Annotated in this window: 1 protein-coding gene; it reads right to left on the reverse strand. The window is 62.2% G+C overall.

Translation table 11 applies throughout. From position 1 onward, the window contains the following. Positions 1-3,232: vitamin B12-dependent ribonucleotide reductase (locus RMO18_RS05615; RefSeq protein WP_309664471.1), on the reverse strand; the 3,232-nt coding region annotated here is incomplete at its 3' end. Between the last annotated feature and the right edge of the window lie 2 nt (positions 3,233-3,234).

The following is a 3,234-nucleotide window of genomic DNA, read 5'->3' on the forward strand; positions in this document are numbered from 1 at the left end:
CCAGATCGTCAAAGCTGGCACCCTTCGGCGCGACATGGGCAAGGTCGGTGCGGTCAAGGTAGGAAACCGCCAGTTCGCGGAAGATGTAGTCCAGGATCGACGTCGCGTTCTTGATGCTGTCATTGCCTTGCACCATGCCGGCGGGTTCAAAGCGGGTGAAGGTGAACGCCTCCACAAACTCATCCAGCGGCACGCCGTATTGCAGGCCGACGCTGATTGCGATGGCGAAGTTGTTCATCATCGCACGGAAGCCCGCACCTTCCTTGTGCATGTCGATGAAAATCTCGCCGAGGCTGCCGTCCTGATATTCGCCAGTGCGCAGGTACACCTTGTGGCCGCCGACGATGGCTTTCTGGGTGTAGCCCTTGCGCCGCTCGGGCAGCTTTTCGCGGTTGGAGCGGACGATTTCCTTGATGATCACCTTTTCGATGATCTTTTCGGCCATCACGATGGCCTTTTCGTGCTGGCTGCCCGAGACCATGATCTCTTCGGCCTCTTCGTCATCCTCGACCAGCGCGGATGCCAGCGGCTGGCTGAGTTTCGATCCATCGCGGTACAGCGCGTTGGCCTTGATGCCGAGCGAGTGGCTAAGCTCATAGGCCGCCAGCGTTTCGGCGATGGTGGCGTTGTTCGGCATGTTGATCGTCTTGGAAATCGCACCCGAGATGAACGACTGGGCCGCCGCCATCATGTGGATATGGCTTTCCACGCTGAGGAAACGATTGCCGGTCTTGCCGCAGGGGTTGGCGCAATCGAACACCGAGTAGTGCTTGGGGTCCAGATGCGGCGCGCCTTCAAGGGTCATGGTGCCGCAGACATGGTCATTGGCCGCATCGATCTGCGCTTTGGTGAACCCAAGGTGGCGCAGAAGGTCAAAGGTCGGGTCGTTCAGCTTTTCCGCCGGGATGCCGAGGGTGCCCTTGCAGAAATCTTCGCCCAGCGTCCACTGGTTGAACACAAAGCGGATGTCGAAGGCCGAGGGCAGAGCGGCCTCGATCTTTTCAATCTCACGCGCGCCAAAGCCGTGGCCGAGAAGCGAGGTGTGGTTGATGCCCGGGGCCTGACCGATGGAGCCGTGGCCGACCGCATGGGCGACAATCTCGGCCGCCTTGGAGGTGGAATAGCCGAGCTTTTCAAGCGCTGCCGGGACCGACTGGTTGATGATCTTGAAGTAGCCGCCACCGGCGAGTTTCTTGAATTTCACCAGGGCGAAGTCAGGTTCGATCCCGGTGGTGTCGCAATCCATCACCAGACCGATGGTGCCGGTGGGGGCGATGACGGTGGTTTGCGCATTGCGGTAGCCGTGTGCTTCGCCAAGGGCCAGCGCCTCATCCCAAGCGGATTTCGCAAGGGCAACAAGGCTTTGATCCGGGCAGTTCGCGTGATCAAGCGCCACGGCGGGGACGTTCAGGCCCTCGTAGACGCCGGTTGCGTAGGCTGCGGCACGGTGGTTGCGGATCACCCGCAGCATGTGCTCGCGGTTGCGGGCATAGCCGGAGAACGCGCCAAGACGGGCGGCGATTTCGGCAGAGGTGGCATAGGAAATGCCGGTCATGATCGCGGTCAGGGCACCGCAGAGGGCGCGGCCTTCTTTCGAGTCGTAGCCAAGGCCCATGTTCATCAGGAGGCCGCCGATGTTGGCATAGCCGAGGCCGAGGGTGCGGAAATCATAGCTGAGCTGGGCGATTTCCTTCGACGGGAACTGCGCCATCATCACGCTGATTTCCAGCGTCACGGTCCAGAGGCGGGTGGCGTGGACGTAGGCGTCGGCATCAAACTTGCCGTCGTGGAAGAAGGTCAGCAGGTTCATCGACGCGAGGTTGCAGGCGGTATCGTCGAGGAACATGTATTCCGAACAGGGGTTGGAGCCGCGGATCGCGCCATCCTCCGGGCAAGTGTGCCAGGCGTTGACGGTATCATGGAACTGGATGCCGGGATCGGCGCAGGCCCAGGCGGCGTGACCGACCTGATCCCACAGGTCGCGGGCCTGGATGGTTTTGGCCACCTTGCCATCGGTGCGGCGGATCAGCTCCCACGGCAGGTCTTCCTTGACCGCGCGCAGGAAGGCGTCGGTCAGGCGGACGGAGTTGTTGGAGTTCTGGCCGGAGACGGTGATGTAGGCCTCGCTGTCCCAGTCTACGTCATAGGTGGGAAATTCGATCGAGGTGAAGCCCTGGCGGGCGTATTGCAGGATACGGTTGGTGTAAGTGTCGGGGATCATGGCCTTTTTGGCGGCCTTGATCGCGGCTTTGAGGGCGAGGTTCTTGGCCGGATCGGTGGCGTCGGCTTCCGCTCCGTCCCAGGTGCGGATGGCGGTGAAGATCTCGTTCAGGCGCAGTTCATGCGCCTTGGAGCCGGCGACGAGGGAGGCGACTTTCTGCTCCTCGATCACCTTCCAGTTCACGAAGGCTTCGACATCGGGGTGATCCATGTCGCAGATCACCATCTTGGCGGCGCGCCGCGTGGTGCCGCCGGATTTGATCGCCCCTGCGGCGCGGTCGCCGATTTTCAGGAAGCCCATGAGGCCCGAGGATTTGCCGCCGCCCGACAGCTTTTCGCCCTCGCCGCGCAAGCTGGAGAAGTTGGTGCCGGTGCCGGAACCGTATTTGAACAGGCGCGCCTCGCGGACCCAAAGGTCCATGATGCCGCCGTCGCCGACGAGGTCATCCTTGACCGACTGGATAAAGCAGGCGTGCGGCTGCGGGTGTTCGTAGGCGGAGGTGGATTTGGTCAGAACGCCGGTCTGGTGATCGACGTAGTAGTGGCCCTGCGACGGGCCGTCGATGCCGTAGGCCCAATGCAGGCCGGTGTTGAACCATTGCGGGCTGTTCGGCGCGGCCATCTGGCGGGCCAGCATGAAGCGCATCTCGTCAAAATAGGCGCGGGCATCGGACTCGGTGGCGAAATAGCCGCCCTTCCAGCCCCAGTAGGCCCAGGCGCCGGCAAGACGGTCAAACACCTGCTTGGCCGAGGTTTCGCCAGTGTTGCGCTCGTGCGCCGACAGTGCAGCCATCGCCTCATCATCGGCGACCGAACGCCAGAGGAATTCCGGAACCCCCTTTTCCTTCACCCGCTTCAGCCGTGCCGGGATGCCAGCCTTGCGGAAATACTTTTGCGCCAACACGTCGGAGGCAACCTGGCTCCAGCCGTCCGGCACCTCGACAGCCTCATTGCGGAACACCACAGTGCCATCCGGATTGCGGATTTTGGAGGTGGTGACGGAAAACGCCATGG

It is taken from the genome of Tabrizicola sp., assembly GCF_031377265.1.
Classification (GTDB): domain Bacteria; phylum Pseudomonadota; class Alphaproteobacteria; order Rhodobacterales; family Rhodobacteraceae; genus JAUYQR01.